Source organism: Candidatus Clostridium helianthi (assembly GCF_045310795.1).
Taxonomy (GTDB): domain Bacteria; phylum Bacillota; class Clostridia; order Clostridiales; family Clostridiaceae; genus Clostridium; species Clostridium helianthi.
Genome location: NZ_JBJIAB010000001.1, coordinates 66,336 through 83,066, shown reverse-complemented (window position 1 = coordinate 83,066; position 16,731 = coordinate 66,336). Strand labels below are relative to the sequence as shown.

17 protein-coding genes are annotated in these 16,731 nt (G+C 30.1%); 16 read left to right on the top strand and 1 reads right to left on the bottom strand.

The annotated features are described in order from the left end of the window. Positions 1-90 precede the first annotated feature (90 nt). From ftsY to ACJDTP_RS00310, 10 genes are all read left to right on the top strand, one after another. Positions 91-999 (top strand): signal recognition particle-docking protein FtsY, encoded by a 909-nt coding sequence (gene ftsY, locus ACJDTP_RS00355; RefSeq protein ID WP_041894962.1) that lies wholly within the window; start codon positions 91-93, stop codon positions 997-999. Positions 1,000-1,495: 496 nt separating this feature from the next. Then, on the top strand, positions 1,496-1,825 hold the full coding sequence (locus tag ACJDTP_RS00350; RefSeq protein WP_065415735.1) for a putative DNA-binding protein: 330 nt from the start codon (positions 1,496-1,498) through the stop codon (positions 1,823-1,825). 12 nt (positions 1,826-1,837) lie between these two features. Next, complete coding sequence (gene ffh / locus ACJDTP_RS00345) at positions 1,838-3,190, top strand: signal recognition particle protein (RefSeq protein ID WP_077838845.1); 1,353 nt, start codon at positions 1,838-1,840, stop codon at positions 3,188-3,190. Positions 3,191-3,242: 52 nt separating this feature from the next. Continuing rightward, positions 3,243-3,488, top strand: coding sequence for a 30S ribosomal protein S16 (rpsP, locus tag ACJDTP_RS00340; RefSeq protein WP_008424801.1), 246 nt, complete (start codon positions 3,243-3,245; stop codon positions 3,486-3,488). Positions 3,489-3,536: 48 nt separating this feature from the next. Further along, on the top strand, positions 3,537-3,764 hold the full coding sequence (locus ACJDTP_RS00335; RefSeq protein ID WP_011968514.1) for a KH domain-containing protein: 228 nt from the start codon (positions 3,537-3,539) through the stop codon (positions 3,762-3,764). 478 nt (positions 3,765-4,242) lie between these two features. Then, on the top strand, positions 4,243-4,740 hold the full coding sequence (rimM, locus tag ACJDTP_RS00330) for a ribosome maturation factor RimM (RefSeq protein ID WP_077838846.1): 498 nt from the start codon (positions 4,243-4,245) through the stop codon (positions 4,738-4,740). Continuing rightward, positions 4,730-5,449, top strand: coding sequence for a tRNA (guanosine(37)-N1)-methyltransferase TrmD (gene trmD, locus ACJDTP_RS00325; protein ID WP_077838847.1), 720 nt, complete (start codon positions 4,730-4,732; stop codon positions 5,447-5,449). Before rimM ends, trmD begins: the two co-directional genes overlap by 11 nt. A gap of 116 nt (positions 5,450-5,565) precedes the next feature. Further along, positions 5,566-5,916 (top strand): 50S ribosomal protein L19, encoded by a 351-nt coding sequence (gene rplS, locus ACJDTP_RS00320; protein WP_023973323.1) that lies wholly within the window; start codon positions 5,566-5,568, stop codon positions 5,914-5,916. Between the two features lie 214 nt (positions 5,917-6,130). Next, positions 6,131-6,994, top strand: coding sequence for a ribosome biogenesis GTPase YlqF (gene ylqF, locus ACJDTP_RS00315; RefSeq protein ID WP_077838848.1), 864 nt, complete (start codon positions 6,131-6,133; stop codon positions 6,992-6,994). Next, the gene (locus ACJDTP_RS00310) at positions 6,981-7,793 is read left to right on the top strand and encodes a ribonuclease HII (protein ID WP_406760306.1); all 813 of its coding nucleotides are present in this window, start codon (positions 6,981-6,983) and stop codon (positions 7,791-7,793) included. The genes ylqF and ACJDTP_RS00310 overlap by 14 nt, the downstream gene beginning before the upstream one ends. Before the next feature lie 334 nt (positions 7,794-8,127). On the opposite strand, the gene ACJDTP_RS00305 is transcribed toward ACJDTP_RS00310, so the two are convergent. Next, positions 8,128-8,499, bottom strand: a complete 372-nt coding sequence (locus tag ACJDTP_RS00305) for a YraN family protein (protein WP_077838850.1) — start codon at positions 8,497-8,499, stop codon at positions 8,128-8,130. Between the two features lie 161 nt (positions 8,500-8,660). Between ACJDTP_RS00305 and ACJDTP_RS00300 the strand changes: the two genes are divergently transcribed. The 6 genes from ACJDTP_RS00300 to tsf all read left to right on the top strand — a co-directional run bounded on the left by ACJDTP_RS00300 (position 8,661) and on the right by tsf (position 16,633). Continuing rightward, the gene (locus ACJDTP_RS00300) at positions 8,661-10,181 is read left to right on the top strand and encodes a YifB family Mg chelatase-like AAA ATPase (protein ID WP_406760186.1); all 1,521 of its coding nucleotides are present in this window, start codon (positions 8,661-8,663) and stop codon (positions 10,179-10,181) included. Positions 10,182-10,203: 22 nt separating this feature from the next. After that, on the top strand, positions 10,204-11,259 hold the full coding sequence (dprA, locus tag ACJDTP_RS00295; protein WP_406760185.1) for a DNA-processing protein DprA: 1,056 nt from the start codon (positions 10,204-10,206) through the stop codon (positions 11,257-11,259). 46 nt (positions 11,260-11,305) lie between these two features. Then, on the top strand, positions 11,306-13,399 hold the full coding sequence (gene topA, locus ACJDTP_RS00290) for a type I DNA topoisomerase (protein WP_077838853.1): 2,094 nt from the start codon (positions 11,306-11,308) through the stop codon (positions 13,397-13,399). A 208-nt stretch (positions 13,400-13,607) separates the two neighbouring features. Beyond that, positions 13,608-14,384, top strand: coding sequence for a GTP-sensing pleiotropic transcriptional regulator CodY (codY, locus tag ACJDTP_RS00285; protein ID WP_011968524.1), 777 nt, complete (start codon positions 13,608-13,610; stop codon positions 14,382-14,384). A 534-nt stretch (positions 14,385-14,918) separates the two neighbouring features. Continuing rightward, positions 14,919-15,620: a 30S ribosomal protein S2 gene (gene rpsB, locus ACJDTP_RS00280; protein WP_011968525.1), complete on the top strand. Its 702-nt coding sequence runs from the start codon at positions 14,919-14,921 to the stop codon at positions 15,618-15,620. Positions 15,621-15,715: 95 nt separating this feature from the next. Further along, entirely contained in the window at positions 15,716-16,633 is a 918-nt protein-coding gene (gene tsf / locus ACJDTP_RS00275) for a translation elongation factor Ts (RefSeq protein WP_077838854.1), read from the top strand. Positions 16,634-16,731: the final 98 nt, after the last annotated feature.

Genomic DNA, 16,731 nt, shown 5'->3' with positions numbered 1-16,731 from the left:
TGGATTAGTTCGACTAAGATTTAAGATGAGATGACTTATCTTAAATCAAGTTTCACTCGAGCAGAAAATTTTAATTAGGAGGAAATGAATTTGTTTGGAAATTTATTTAATAAACTAAAAGAGGGATTAGCAAAGACAAGAGATGGATTGACTGATAAGATAAATGAGGCCTTAAATTTGGCAGTAACTATAGATGAGGATTTATATGAGGAATTAGAAGAAATATTAATCATGTCTGATATCGGTATGGACACAACAGTAGATATTATAGAAAGATTAAGGGTTAAAATCAGAAAAGAAAAAATAAACGATCCTCAAGAAGTAAAACCGGCATTAAAAGAAGTAATTAGAGATATATTACTTGAAGGTACATATGAAGATGACGAAAAAGAAAAGAAAGTAATGCTTATAATTGGGGTAAATGGTGTTGGTAAAACTACATCTATAGGAAAACTTGCAGCAAAGAATAAACAAGAAGGAAAAAAAGTATTACTGGCTGCAGCTGATACATTTAGAGCTGCTGCTATTGATCAGCTTGAAGTATGGAGTTCTAGAGCTGAAGTTGATATAGTTAAACATCAGGAAGGATCGGATCCGGCTGCGGTTGTTTTCGATGCAATAGAAGCGTCAAAGGCTAGAAATGTTGATCTATTAATATGTGATACGGCTGGAAGGCTTCATAATAAAAAGAACTTAATGAATGAGCTTGAAAAGATAAACAGAATAATTGATAGGGAATTGCAAGGCTATAGAAAAGAAACATTACTAGTTTTAGATGCAACAACAGGTCAAAATGCTGTTATTCAAGCAAAGCAGTTCATGGAAGCTTGTCCGATAGATGGAATAATATTAACTAAATTAGATGGAACAGCAAAAGGTGGCGTTGTTTTATCTATAAAGCAAAGCTTAAATATTCCTGTTAGATACATAGGAGTCGGGGAAGGTATTGATGATCTTCAAAAATTTGATGCAGAAGGATTTGCTGAAGCATTAATATAGGGTTAGATAAGAAATAATAGGCCAGTATGTTTGGTCTATTATTTTCTTTCATTGCGTTAGGAAATTATAATGAAGTCAAATATACGAATAACTTTTAAAAGTGGCGAAATGTGCACGGTTTTGGAAGTGGATTTTCTTGTGTGTCTTAAAAATATTTCTAGAAAAATATATAAAAATTAAACTATGTTTAAATGTTTATACGAAAATATATTTCTATAAACACATTTTTAAAGGTACATAGGTTTATATAAAAATAGTTTCAAAGATTCATATTTTTAAATATACATATGAAAATATGTAAATATTTATTGGAAACATCAGGGGTTCAAGGTTTTTGATTATGAATATACAAAATATAAGCAATTTAAAAATCATTAATTGTATCAAAAAACTTGAGATATAGAGCCTAGGTGTAAAAAAATAAAAGTGTTAAGTAAAAATACTTGACACTTTGAAATAATCCTGTTAAAATCTCTTTTGTGGGTAAGGTGATTAAATGGAAGATAGAGTTGAGATTTCGTTACTTATGGATTTTTATGGTCCGTTATTAACAGAAAAGCAAAGTGAAATTATGCAGTGGTATTATAATGATGATTTATCGTTAGCTGAAATAGCTGAGCTTAATCAAACGAGTCGTCAGGCTATTCATGATTTAATCAAAAGATGTTATAAACAACTTCTCTCCTATGAACGTAAACTTAACTTACTTCAAAAGAGTATAAATAGAAAAAAGGAAATTATGAATTTTTTAGAACACTTAAAAAATAAATATTCCATAGATGATGAGGATATTATAAAATATAAAGAAAAGCTAGAAAATTTATAAGGAGGAGTAAACATGGCTTTCGAAGGATTAGGTGAAAAATTACAGGAAACTTTTAGAAAATTAAAAGGTAAAGGAAAGTTGACTGAAAAAGATATAAAAGAAGCCATGAGAGAAGTAAAGCTTGCCTTACTAGAAGCAGATGTTAACTATAAAGTTGTTAAACAATTTATTTCTTCTGTTAGTTCTAAATGTGTTGGAAGTGAAGTTCTTGAAAGTCTAACACCAGGACAACATGTAATAAAGATAGTTAATGAAGAACTTACTAATCTTATGGGTGGAACTGAAAGTAAACTTAATTATAGTAGTTCAGGACTTACAGTTATAATGTTAGTTGGATTACAAGGAGCAGGTAAAACTACTATGTGTGGTAAACTTGCGTTAAACCTTAGAAAAAATAATAAAAAACCATTATTAGTGGCTTGTGATATTTATAGACCAGCAGCTATAAAGCAATTAGAAGTTGTAGGAAAACAAATCGAAATTCCAGTATTTTCGATGGGAGATAAAGTAAACCCTGTTGAAATTGCAAAGAATGCAATCACTCATGCAAAAGATAATGGAAATAATGTAGTTATCATAGATACTGCAGGTAGACTTCACATTGATGAAGAATTAATGCAGGAACTAAAAAATATAAAAGATAATGTAAACCCATCAGAAATATTATTAGTTGTTGATGCAATGACAGGTCAAGATGCTGTTAATGTTGCAGAAAACTTTAATAATGATTTAGATTTAAGTGGAGTTATTTTAACAAAACTAGATGGTGATACTAGAGGTGGAGCTGCACTGTCAATTAAAACTATAATTGATAAGCCAATCAAATATGCCGGTGTTGGTGAAAAAATGAATGATTTTGAAGTGTTCCATCCTGATAGAATGGCATCAAGAATTTTAGGAATGGGTGATGTATTATCGCTTATTGAAAAAGCTCAAGAAGCCATTGATGAAAAGGAAGCAGCTGATTTAGGTAAGAGAATGTTAAATCAAGAATTTAACTTTGAAGATTATCTAATGGCAATGGAACAAATGAAAAAACTTGGACCTTTAAATAAGATTATGGAAATGATACCTGGCTTAAATTCAAAGGAACTTCAAGGAGTTGACTTTGATAAGGGGACTGAGGCTCTTGATAAGACTAAGGCGATTATTCAATCAATGACACTAAAAGAAAGAAGAAATCCAAGCCTTATACTAAAATCTCCATCAAGAAAAAGCAGAATAGCTAAAGGATCAGGTACTAATATACAAGAAGTTAATAAACTCATGAAGGGCTATGAAATGATGAAAAAGAACATGAAGCAAATGAAGTCATTCCAGAAGCAGGCAAAGAAAGGCGGCCTATTTGGCAAGTTACCTTTCTAAGCATTAGAGTTAAAATATATATTTATTATCCTTTAAAGGAGGTGAAATTAAAATGGCAGTAAAAATCAGATTAAGAAGAATGGGTGCTAAGAAAGCTCCTTTCTATAGAATAATTGTTGCAGATTCAAGAGCACCAAGAGATGGTAAGTTCATCGATGAAATTGGATACTATAATCCATTAACTGAACCAGTTGAAGTTAAAATCAACGAAGAAAAAGCTAATGAATGGTTATCTAATGGAGCACAACCAACAGAAGTAGTTAAGAGACTTTTCAATAATGCAGGTCTTACTAAGTAATTTTTGGAGGTGAATTCTACAGTTAGTACATACTAATTGTAGGCGTTTATGAAGGAATTAGTTGAATTTATGGCTAAATCCCTTGTTGATAACCCAGATGCAGTTACTGTTAATGAAGTAGATGGAGAACAATCCATAATACTTGAATTAAAAGTTGCACCAGAAGATATGGGTAAGATTATAGGTAAGCAAGGAAGAATTGCGAAAGCTATAAGAACAGTTATAAAAGCTGCAGCAGTTAAACAGAATAAACGAGTTATAGTAGAAATCATCTAAAAATTGAGAGTTAGGGTAACCTAACTCTTTTTAAATATACACATTAGAAAAAAGCGCGCAAGCGCAACTGAGAACATTTCGCTTAGAAAAAAGCGCCTTAGCGCAACCAAGATCATTTAACTATAAAAAAGCGCATAAGTGCAACTGAGAACATTTTGTCTATAAAAATGCGCGTCAGCACAATTAAGATTAATTCGCATATGAAAAAGCACACATATATGAGAAGAGTGTGCTTAACAATTCGGAACTTGTTAAGTGAAACTAAGATCATATAGACAATCTAATATCTTTAACAATGAGTTCAAGGAAAAAAGTATATAATAATTTATATAGGGCATAATCAAAAAAATAATGGATTTTAGTATAAGATACTATTAAAAATAACAACAAGTCAGCATGCTGGTCTATTTTTCGTCATACGCGTCTCTAAGTTATTTTATGCCATTATTCTTCTTATGCTTAAAATGAGGTGAAAAGAGTGGGAAATTTATTTAAAATTGGTCAGATTATAAATACACATGGAATTAAAGGCGAAGTTAAAGTGTATCCTCTAACAGAAGATGTAAATAAATTTAAACGTCTAAAAACTGTTTTAGTAGGTGGAGAGGAAAAGGAAATACTAGGAGTTAAATTCCAAAAAGATAGAGTTATACTAAAAATTGAAGGTATAGACTCTATGAATGATGCTGAAACTTATAAACAAAAATATATTGAAATACCACGCGAAAATGAGCCAGAACTTCCACCTGACACATATTATGTTTCTGATTTAAAAGAATGTACTATATATGATACTAATGAAAAAGAAATTGGAAGAATTTTCGATGTAATAAGCACTCCTAACAATGATGTATATTGGATTAAGGAACCTAAGGAACTATTAATACCAGTTCTTAGAGATATAGTTCTAGATATAGATATAAACTTGAAAAAAATCATTATTAAGCCAGTAGGTGAATGGCAAGATGAAGATTAGCATATTAACGTTATTTCCAGAAATGTTTTCTATTTTTGATCATAGTATAATAGGAAGAGCAAGAGAAAATAACATAGTAGATTTAGAAACGCTAAACATAAGGGATTATACGTTAAACAAACACAAAAAAGTTGATGATTATCCTTATGGGGGCGGTGCTGGAATGGTTATGGCACCTCAGCCTATAGTTGATACTATAAGGGATGCAAAGTTAAGTAATAAAGGGAAGGTTGTTTTCTTAGGGCCGAGAGGAAAAACTTTCAACCAAGAGATTGCTAAAGAGCTTTCTAAGGAAGAAGGACTTATATTTTTATGTGGACATTATGAAGGAATAGATGAAAGAGTTTATAAGCATATAGATATGGAAATTTCACTTGGAGATTTTGTGCTGACTGGCGGAGAGATGGCTGCAATTCCGGTGATTGATTGTATATTAAGATTAATTCCAGGTGTTTTGGGAAAAGAAGAGAGTTTTATGGAAGAATCATTTTATAATGGACTTTTAGAATATCCACAATACACTAGACCAGAAGAGTTTGAAGGAGATAAGGTGCCTGAAATTCTGTTATCTGGGCATCATGAAAATATAAGAAAATGGAGAAGACTTAAGTCTCTTGAGGTAACAAAGAAGATTAGACCCGATTTATATAAGAAAATTACATTAACCAAAGAAGATATTAAAATATTAAAAAATAACAATAATAAATAATTTTTGTTGAAATATAAAAAATTATGTGATAATATTAAGTTTGTGCTAGTACGGGCGTTCCGCTGTCATACATATGTGTTAAGAACGTCAAATTATCGTTAAGGAGGGAATGCACAATGAACGAAATAATAAGAGCTATAGAAGCTGAACAAATCAGAACTGACTTACCTAAATTTGCTATCGGGGATACTATAAAGGTATACGTTAAGATTCAAGAAGGTAACAAAGAAAGAATTCAAATGTTCGAAGGTACTGTTATCAAAAAACAAAATGGTGGTTTAAGAGAAACTTTCACTGTAAGAAGAGTTGCTTACGGAACTGGAGTTGAAAGAACATTCCCAATGAATGCACCAATCATCGACAAAATTGAAATCGCTAGAAAAGGTAAAGTTAGAAGAGCTAAACTTTACTACTTAAGAGATAGAGTTGGTAAGGCTGCTAAAGTTAAAGAATTATTAACTAGATAGTATTTGAAAAGGGGACTGTTTCAGTCCTTTTTTTATTATATAAGAAAAATAATATTAATACGTGATTAATGTACAATTAAAGCAAGGATTTTTTTAGAATAGGATTAGAAAATTACTAAGTCATTTTAGTATAAATTTCTTACAGGGTATCCTAAAGGCATGAAATGTGAATTGTGTATTTTGAACTGAAAAATAAATTTAAGGAGGAATTCATATGGCAATTAATTGGTTTCCGGGACATATGAAAAAAACTCAAAGAGAAATTAAAGAAAACTTGAAATTGGTAGATGCTGTAATTGAAATAAGAGATGCAAGAATTCCAAGAAGTTCTGCGAATCCTGATATTGAAAAATTGTTAGAGGGAAAACCAAGAATTATACTTTTAAATAAGAGTGATTTAACCGATGGTAGAGTTACAAAAGAGTGGATAAATTATTTAACTAAAGATGATGTTAAAGTATTAGAGGTTAATTGTTTAAAAGGTGATGGACTTAAGAATATAAAGCCTACATTGCTAACATTACTTAAGGAAAAGCATGATAGATTAAAGGCAAAAGGTATGGTTAACATAACAATGAGAGTAATGGTTGTTGGAATACCTAACGTAGGCAAATCTACATTTATCAATAAAATGGCTAGAAATAATATAGCTAAAACAGGTGATAGGCCAGGAGTTACTAAGAGCAAACAATGGATTAAAACAGGAATGGGGATTGAAATGCTAGATACCCCAGGAGTGTTATGGCCTAGATTTGAAGATGATGAAACAGCTTTGAATTTAGCTTTTACTGGTGCTATAAAAGATGAAATAATGGATATAGAAGAATTAGCTTTGAAACTTGTTGAAAGATTACAAAGTAATTATGAAGAGAAATTAAAAGAAAGATATAAACTTAAAGAAGTTTTTGAAAATCCATTAGATACATTAGATGCTATAGGCAAAAAAAGAGGTACTTTAATTTCTGGAGGACAAATTGACTATAATAGAATAGCTGTTATACTACTTGACGAATTCAGGGGAGGAAAAATGGGCAATATCACATTGGAGCGCCCAACAGAAGAAAATGATACAGTTTAATGAAGATATAAGATCACTATCATTTGCGGAAATTAAGGAAGAAATACATAAGTTATCTATAGTTGATTTATATAGAAATGATGAACATACAAAAGTTATAAACTGGCTAGAAGAAGATAAAAGGAAAAATGTATTATCACTTAAGAAAAAGATTGAGAAAGATTTAGAATCATATTTAAATGAAGTTAAAAGACTCAAAACAATGTATGAGTTTGATAAATCATTTGGAAGTTATCGGTATATAGCTGGTGTAGATGAAGTTGGTAGAGGACCTCTTGCGGGTCCTATCGTAGCTTGTAGTGTTATTCTTGATTTAAATGTTTTAGAAAAAGATTTAATCTTATATATAAATGATTCAAAAAAAGTAAAAGAGCATAAAAGGGAAGAACTTTCTGAAATAATAAAAGAAAAGGCATTAAGTTACCAAATAGCAGTTTCTTCTAATAAAGAAATTGATGAAAAAGGAATAGCTTTTGCAAATAATAAAGTGTTTTTAGAAAGTTGTAATGCACTTAGTATAAAACCAGATTTAGTATTATCTGATGGCTATTTAATTAAGAACATTGGTATAGAGAATAAATCTGTTATAAAAGGTGATACAAAAAGTGCTAGTATTGCTGCAGCATCAATTGTAGCAAAAGTGTATAGAGATAAGCTGATGAAAGAATATGCTAAGAAATACCCACATTATGACTTTGAAAATAATGTCGGATATGGTACATCAAAACATATAGAAGGTCTAAAAAAATACGGAAAAAGCGACATTCATAGAAATAGTTTTTTAACAAAATTATTGTAATTAAATTTTGCTTAAGCACATGAAAATAGATAATAAGTCAAAAGTGCCATTAATATTTTTTATCAGGCAAGGAAAGGCGACAAATTGGCATCATAGCAGGCCTGCTAGGTCAATACGCCAACATAGTATGTTGAAAAATAAAATTGCAAATAGATTTGTTATTTATTCGAATGTGACTAAATGGAATTTATATGAAGAGATTAGTATGTTCATGATAAATAAATTAATAAAAAAACTATAAGAATATTAGAAATTTAAATAATATTCTTATAGTTTTTTTGTTTTATATGCTGTGGTAGTAAATTTGCATTAAAAACTCAAGTAAACTAATAAATTAGTTAAGTCTAAAAGCATCCTTTATATGGTTTATTTTAAAATTTGTACTTTCTAAATTTAGATAAACTTCAATGACATCAAATCTAACATTAATATTAGGTAATCTTTTATAGTTAATATAAGAATTTGCAACTTTTATTATGGACTTTTGTTTTGAAAAATTAACAGATTCTCTTGGCAATCCATAATTATTGTTATATCTACTCTTAACTTCCACAATAATTAATAAATTATTCTTTTTGCATATAATATCAATTTCACCTAAAAAGTTTTTGAAATTACAATCCAAAATATTATAATCATTCTTTTCTAAATATTTCTTGGCTAAATCTTCGCTAAAATCACCTATATCTTTATTTATTTTTTTCACTAGATCACTTCCAATTTTATTTACTAAAATATATTAAAAATTACTAACTGCATTGCTATTATATCTTTGAATTATTAACAATTAAAAAATAAATATAACAAATGTATTTTTATGGAATTAATATTTAAATGTATGTCTATAATTTTTAGTAGGTGATTTATATGGCAGTGAAAATAATTAGTGCAACGCACAATGGATTAGAAGGTTTTTTAATAAAAGTAGAGGTAGATATATCTAAGGGTTTACCGGTGTTTAATATTGTGGGACTTCCAGACGCTTCTGTAAAAGAGGCAAAAGAAAGGGTTAGAGCCGCAATATTAAACTGTGGGTTTGAATTTCCGTTAGGAAGAATTACTATTAACTTAGCTCCAGCAGATGTAAGAAAAATTGGATCTCTTTTAGATTTGCCAATTGCAATTGGTATATTAATGGAATCAAATCAAATTTGCAGAAAGAATTTGGAGGAGTATATTATATTCGGAGAATTATCCTTATTTGGCGAACTTAAAGGGGTAAAAGGTACTATACCTATAATAATTGAAGGTGCAAGGAAGGAAATTAGAAAATTCATCTTTCCTTATGAAAACTTAGAAGAAAGTTATTATTTCAAGAATGTTGAATATTACCCATTAAAAAATTTAAAAGAAGTAGTCTCACACATTACATATGAAGATATGCTCCCTTATGAGATGGAGAGCGATGAAAGAGAAGAAGAAATACTATATTCACTAGATTATGGGGATATTATAGGACAATATTCTTCTAAAAGAGCATTAGAGATTGCGGCAGCTGGAAAACACAATATAATTCTTTATGGAGAGCCAGGATGTGGTAAAACAATGCTTGCAAAAGCATTAATTTCAATTTTACCATCCTTGTCTCAAGAGGAATTAATAGAAATTGCAAAAATATATAGTGCATGCGGCCTTATGACAAAGATTTCTCATATTAGCAGACCTTTCAGAGCTCCACATCATACAACTACAAGAATAGCCTTAATTGGCGGAGGAAAAGAAATAAGGCCTGGAGAAATAACTCTTGCACATAATGGTGTATTATTTTTAGATGAAATTTTGGAGTTTAAGAAGGATGTTCTTGAATCTCTAAGAGAACCTCTTGAAGAAAAAAATGTGAATATTAATAGGCTTAGTGGAAGTTATCAAATGCCTGCTGATTTTCTTCTAATCGGGGCCTTTAATCCAGTAGAAAACAATGAGGATAAAGATTTAAATGATAGCAAATATTATTTAAATACTAAAATTACTAAATATTCTAAGAAATTTTCAAGTGCTTTGCTAGATAGAATTGATATATTAAATTATGTGCCTAGACTCAATTATGATGAGATAGAAAACAAAAAAGATTCGTACGATTCAAAAATTATGAAAGAAAATGTACTTAGAGCTAGAGAGATACAAAAACTGAGATTTAAGAATACGGCTTATAAATATAATTCAGATATAAAAGGAAAGGACATTTTTGAAATTTGTAGGGTTAATAAGAAATGTTCAGAGCTTCTAAAAAAATATTATAATACATCAAGCGTATCGTTAAGAGGTTATGGGAAGGTAATAAAATTGGCAAGAACTATAGCGGATATAGATAATCAAAGGGATATTTTAGAGTTTCATATTCTAGAAGCTTTTAGCTATAGGAAAAATATTAATGGAGAAATTATATAGGTTTAGAAGGGAATATGTATAAATGGATTATGAATTATGGTTAATACTTATTGATATTACAAGTTTTCAAAAAATAAAATTAATAAATAAATATAAAACAGCAGAAAATGTATATAATAATTTTGAGGAGATATTAAAAGAAAATGAAACAATATCTAAAAAATTAAAAAATTTTCAAAAAGATGATTTATGCTATGAAGTTTTAAAATTAGAAGAAACATTATATAAAAAAAATATAGGATATATAACATACTCTAATCCTTTATATAAAGAGAAATTGAGCGGGATTTTAAATCCTCCTTATTTCCTTTTTTACATGGGAAATATAGGCATTATAAATAATAAATCTATAGGTGTAGTAGGGGCAAGAAAATACTCAAATTATGGACTAACTGTAACAAAACTCTTGACAAAGGAGCTTATTACTAATAATATAACGCTTATAAGCGGAGGTGCAAGAGGAATTGATTCGATTGCACATAAAACAGCTTTAGAGAATGATGGATATAACATATGCGTATTAGGATGTGGAATAGATAGAGCTTATCCATCTGAAAATAAAATGTTGTTTTCTAAAATAGCAGAAAAAGGCGTAGTAATTTCAGAATTTTTACTTGGTACAGCACCATTAAGAGAAAATTTTCCTAAAAGGAATAGAATAATTAGTGGTCTTAGTGAGGGTGTAATAGTTATAGAAGCTTCAGAAAAAAGTGGATCTTTAATAACAGCTAGACTTGCGCAGCAGCAGGAGAAAAAAGTTATTGCTGTTCCAGGCTCTATATTATATGCTGGAGCAAGTGGTTCTAACAAACTAATTAGAGATGGTGCTAGTATATGTACTGATATAGAGGATTTAAGAGTTTTACTTAGTTTAGAACATGTTGAAATTCAACCGATGAATTTTACACCAGAGAAAAGTGAAATACTAGAGTTAATTACAGATTCACCAATTCACATAGATGATATTTTTAAAAATACGTCTGTTGATAGAGGAGCTTTATACGCATTATTATTTGAAATGCAAATAAAAAGTGAAATTATTTGTCTACCGGGAAATTACTATGTGAAAACAATTTAAAAATGTGTAGGGGGTGAATACTTCATAAATTTTATGGAGTTATACTATGGGTCAAAAACTTGTAATTGTTGAGTCGCCGGCTAAAGCAAAAACAATCGGCAAATATTTGGGTAAGAATTATATTGTAGAAGCATCAATGGGACACGTAAGAGATTTACCTAAGAGTACATTAGGTGTTGATATAGAAAATAACTATACTCCTAAGTATATAACTATTAGAGGAAAAGGAGAATTAATAGATAAACTAAGAAAGGCTGCAAAAAAAGCAGAAAAGGTTTATCTCGCAACCGACCCTGATAGAGAAGGTGAAGCGATTTCGTGGCATTTAGCCAATATATTAAAAATTTCAGAGGATGAAACATGCAGAATTGTATTTAATGAGGTTACAAAGACAGCTGTAAAAGCATCTATAAAGCAAGCTAGAAAAATAGACTTGGATTTAGTTGATGCCCAACAAGCAAGAAGAATATTAGATAGACTTGTTGGTTATGAAATAAGTCCGATTTTATGGAAAAATGTAAAGTGGGGACTTAGTGCAGGAAGAGTCCAATCAGCTGCTTTAAAATTGATTTGTGATAGAGAAAAGGAAATAAATGAATTTATACCAAAGGAATATTGGTCAATAGACTGTACACTTAAAAAAGAAAAAAAGAAATTTCCAGTCAGGTTATCAACATATAAAGGAAAGAAGATTGAGATCGGAAACGAAGAAACATCAAATGGAATTATAAAAGAGCTTAATCAGGGAAACTTTGTAGTAAAAAGTATAAAAAAAGGTAAGAAAAATAGAAATCCTCTTCCACCTTTTACTACAAGTACTCTGCAACAGGATGCAAATAGAAAATTAAATTTTATGACAAAGAGAACTATGTCAATTGCACAAGTACTTTATGAAGGTGTTGAAGTCAAAAGTTATGGTACAGTCGGATTGATAACATATATGAGAACTGATTCTGTAAGAATTTCAGAGGAGGCTCAAGAAAGAGCAAAAGAATTTATAGAAGGTACTTATGGAAAAGAATATCTTCCAAGTGCTCCTAGAGTATATAAAGGTAAGAAAAATATCCAAGATGCTCATGAAGCAATAAGACCTACTTATGTAGAGATTACACCTGAAATTGCTAAAGAAAATTTAACTCCAGAGCAATATAAATTGTATTCTCTAATATGGAATAGATTTGTTGCAAGTCAAATGGCGTCATGTGAATTAAATACAAACTCAATAGATATAGAAAATGGAGACTATAAATTTAAAGCATCTGGTTCAGTGATCTCTTTTGATGGTTTTATGAAAATATATGAATACTCAAATGAAGAAGATGAGAATTCTGTAATATTACCAGAGCTTAAGGAAAATGAAGAGCTAAAAGTGGAATCGCTAAATGGAACACAACATTTTACACAACCACAGCCAAGGTATACTGAAGCATCTTTTGTTAAGTTATTAGAAGAAAAAGGTATAGGCAGACCTAGTACGTATGTTCCAACAATTTCAACGCTTCTAGGAAGGAATTATGTTGTTCGTGAAAAGAAGAATCTAATTCCAACTGAACTTGGTGAAATAGTAAATAATATTGTAAGCGAATATTTTAGACAAATAGTTGATGTTGATTTTACGGCAGATATGGAGAGAAAGCTTGATGATGTAGAAGAAGGAAATGAGAATTGGACTCAAATAGTAGAAGAATTCTTTAGTCCACTAAAAGTTGCTATTGAAAAGGCTGAAAAAGAAATATCAAAAGTAGTAATTGAAGATAAGGTCAGCGATGTAAAATGTGAAAAGTGTGGCCGAATGATGGTTATTAAAAGAGGAAGGTTTGGAGAATTTTTGGCATGTCCTGGATATCCAGAGTGTAAGAATGCTAAACCTATTGTTGAGGAGTTGGATGTTCCATGTCCTGAATGTGGAAAACCAATTGTAGCTAAAAAGAGCAAAAAGGGAAAGAAATTTTTTGGATGTTTAGGTTACCCTGAATGTAAATTTGTAAGTTGGTATGAACCAGTAAAAGAAAAATGTCCTAATTGCAATTCTTATATGGTAGCAAAATATTCGAAAACAAAAGGAAATTATATACAATGCTCAAATAGTGAGTGTAATTATAAAGAAGAAGTAAAAAAAGATAACGCAAAAGAAGAATAGAAATAAATACGAAGAAAACAGCTTTATAATTAAATAAGTAATATTATTTTGTCGAATCTAATAAAAAGAGTGTTGAAAAGCAAGATTTTATATGATAAACTAGTCTTGGTAGCAACTTGTAAAAAAATTCAATAAATTAAGAATTTTCTAACAATAATATTCTTTTGCTAAATAATATTGTTATACAGCTGCCAAGGAGGATTATAATATGTCATCATTATTAACTAAAACTAGAATGTTAAATAAGATTCTGCAGAAATCTGGTACAGAACCTGTAGCATTTCAAGATATATGTACATTATTAAGTGAAGTTCTTGAATGTAATGTATACATAATAAGCAAAAAGGGGAAAGTACTTGGATATACTTTTGGTAAAGATTTTGAATGTGAAGCCATGAAGAAAAAGGTAATAGAGGATAAAAAATTTCCAGAAGATTATAATAAGACATTGTTGGAAGTTAATGAAACATTATCTAATCTCCCTAACGAAGGCAGATGTGTATTTCAAGAGATTGGTAAATGCAAGAAGGTAGATAAGCTATCAACAATAGTTCCTATTATAGGAAGTAGAGAAAGACTAGGAACATTAATTTTAGCTAGATTTGGCAATCCATTTACTGATGAGGATTTAGTTATAGTAGAATATAGTGCAACAATTGTAGGAATGGAAATGCTTAGAGCTATGCAAGATGAAATAACAGAAGACACTAGAAAAAAGGCAGTAGTCCAATTAGCAATAGGAACCCTTTCATACTCAGAATTGGAAGCAGTTGAACATATTTTTGATGAGTTAAATGGAAATGAAGGACTTTTAGTAGCTTCAAAGATAGCTGATAAAGTTGGTATAACTAGAAGTGTTATAGTAAATGCACTCAGAAAATTTGAAAGCGCAGGAGTGATTGAATCAAGATCGCTTGGAATGAAAGGTACTTATATTAGAATATTAAATGAAAAGCTAATAGATGAATTAAAAAAGATTAAGTAATAGATAGCTATAGACAAGTAATGGTCTATAGCTATTTTTTTATTCTTTAAGAATTTACAATTCAGTAAAATATGTGAACAATTTTTTGAACGGGTAATTAACTAAGGGAGTATCTGAAAGAATAAAAAATAAATTGTATCGCCAGCTAGATTTTTCTTAAATGCGTTCGAAAAGGCAGAAGTGTAAAAAAAATCTTGCTTAACAGCTTCAGAGATTTTATTCTAAATAAAAATAAATCTTGAAGCACAATAATACAAATAATAATATATAGTTTATTCCATTTGTGTATAAGATTTAACTATTTTGAGAAGACTTTAAGATGATTAATAAAATTTTATTAAATACAAATAATGTGCATATTTTTATTTATGCAAGTTAAATTGAAAAAATTTTTGTTGATACCATAATTACCTTATGATATACTACTTAAGGTAAGAAATACACACACTATCCAATTTATAGATTTGGTGCCCTTATTTTAAGGGAAATTTATAAGCTGAAGATAGTGGAGGTAAAAACCAAGGAGGTAACAAAATGTCAGTAATATCAATGAAACAATTATTAGAAGCAGGTGTACACTTCGGTCACCAAACAAGAAGATGGAATCCTAAAATGGCTCCATATATCTTCACAGAAAGAAACGGGATCTATATAATAGACCTTCAAAAAACAGTTAAGAAAGCTGAAGAAGCTTATAACTTCGTTAAGCAAGTAGCTGAAGAAGGAAAAGATATACTTTTCGTTGGAACTAAGAAACAAGCTCAAGAAGCAATACAAGAAGAAGCTATCAGAAGTAACATGCATTTCGTAAATAACAGATGGTTAGGTGGAATGTTAACAAACTTCTCAACTATCAGAGGTAGAATAAGAAAATTAGAACAAATTGAAAAAATGCAAGAAGATGGAACTTTTGACGTTCTTCCTAAGAAAGAAGTTATAAAGCTTAAAGGCGAAATGGAAAAACTTGAAAAGAATCTTGGCGGTATCAGAAACTTAGATGCATCAAACGTTGGAGCAATGTTTATAGTTGATCCAAGAAAAGAAAAAAATGCTATCTTAGAAGCTAAGATTTTAGGAATACCAGTTGTTGCTATTGTAGATACTAACTGTGATCCAGAAGAAGTTGACTACGTAATCCCAGGTAATGACGATGCTATTAGAGCTGTTAAATTAATAACTGCTAAAATGGCTGATGCTATTATGGAAGGAAGACAAGGCGAACAATTAGCTGAGTAGTTTATATAAACTTTAAAAGGGTAAGTGAGTTCACTCCAACTGCCCTTTTATTAGGTGTTAAGGATTACTTTCGATATAGAGGAGGAATTAAATTTATGGCAAATATAAGCGCACAATTAGTTAAAGAACTAAGAGAAATGACTGGAGCTAAAATGATGGATTGTAAGAAAGCTCTAGTTGAAACAGAAGGAAGTATTGAAAAGGCTGTTGAATTCTTAAGAGAAAAAGGACTTGCAGATGCAGCTAAGAAGTCAGGTAGAGTTGCTGCTGAAGGTATAGTTAAGACATATATTTCAGATGATAAGAAAACAGGAACAGTTCTTGAATTCAACTGTGAAACAGATTTTGTTGCATTAAACGAAGAATTTGTTGGTTTTGCTGATAAGTTAGCTAAAATGGTAGCTGAAACTTCAGTTAAAACAGTAGAAGAACTTCTTGAAGAAAAGTTTGATGGAGAAGCAACAGTAGCAGAAAGTTTAAAAGCTTTAATAGCAAAACTTGGTGAAAACATGTCAGTAAGAAGATTTACTAAATTCACTATTGATAATGGAATAGTTAGTAGCTATATCCATGGTGGTGGAAGAATTGGAGTTTTAGTAGAAGTTTCTTGCGATAAAGCTTCAGAAGTTTTAGATGAAGTTGCAAAAGAAGTTTGTATGCAAATTGCAGCAGCAAACCCATTATTCTTAGGTAAAGATGATGTTGATGCAACATCTATGGAAAAAGAAAAAGAAATCTACAGAGTTCAAGCTTTAAATGAAGGAAAACCAGAAAATATCGTTGAAAAAATGGTAATGGGAAGAATTCAAAAGTACTTTAAAGAAGTTTGTCTTTTAGAACAACCATGGGTAAAAGATTCTGATAAGACAATCAATAAATTCTTAGAAGAGAAATCTAAAGAGGTTGGTTCTCCAGTTAAGATAACTAGATTCGTAAGATACGAAAGAGGAGAAGGAATCGAAGTTGAAAAGGTAGACTTTGCTGAAGAAGTTGCAAGACAAATCGGTAAATAGTTGGAACCTAAAGAGAACACTTTGTGTTCTCTTTTTTTAAGAAATAAAGTACATATATTTATTAAAAAGGTTTTATTGATCCCTAAAATATTCAGGAG